Raw genomic sequence first — 685 nt, 5'->3', positions numbered from 1 at the left:
TCGAGATGGCGTATGCCGGCGTGCGGTGCGGGATCATGGACCAGATGGCGGCGAGCCTGGCGAGCGTCGAGAAGATGCTCTTCCTGGATACGCGGACGCTGGAAACGCGCGTCCTTCCCGTACCGGCCGACACCGAGTTGCTCGTCCTCGACTCGGGCACGGCGCGCACGCTGGCCGGCAGCGGCTACAACACGCGGCGCGCCGAATGCGAACAGGCGGCCGCGTTGCTGGGTGTCTTCGCGCTGCGCGATGTCGAGGACCTGCGCCTGGCCGCGCAGTTGCCCGCGCCGCTGGATCGCCGCGTCCGCCACGTGGTGACCGAAAACGCGCGCGTGTTGCAGGCGATCCAAACGCGGGACGCCGCGGTGTTCGGAGCACTGATGAACGACTCCCACGCCAGCCTGCGCGACGATTACGAAGTGTCGGTGCCGGCGCTCGATACGCTAGTCGCGCTGCTCCAGGCGCACCCCGACGTGCATGGGGCGCGTTTGACGGGCGCCGGTTTYGGCGGTGCTTGCGTTGCGTTGTGTCGCGCGGGCCGGGCGGACGCGGTCGCCCGCGATGTCCTGCCGCGCTACGAATCGCGCGGCTTCAACGGCCGCGTGCTGGTGCCGCCGCCATGACGGTCACCCTGCGTGCAGGCGATCTCGTCGCCGACGTGTTGCCCGAACAGGGCATGTTGGTG

The 685-nt window shown here is 69.9% G+C and carries 1 protein-coding gene; it reads left to right on the top strand.

Going from position 1 to position 685, the window contains the following annotated elements; translation table 11 throughout:
* A partial coding sequence (locus AC1DRF_RS31100; protein ID WP_477742712.1) for a galactokinase occupies nucleotides 1–623 on the top strand: 623 nt, incomplete at its 5' end.
* Nucleotides 624–685 lie beyond the last annotated feature (62 nt).

This window comes from Priestia sp. P5_B4 (assembly GCF_056400385.1).
This window is presented reverse-complemented; position numbering and strand designations above follow the sequence as displayed.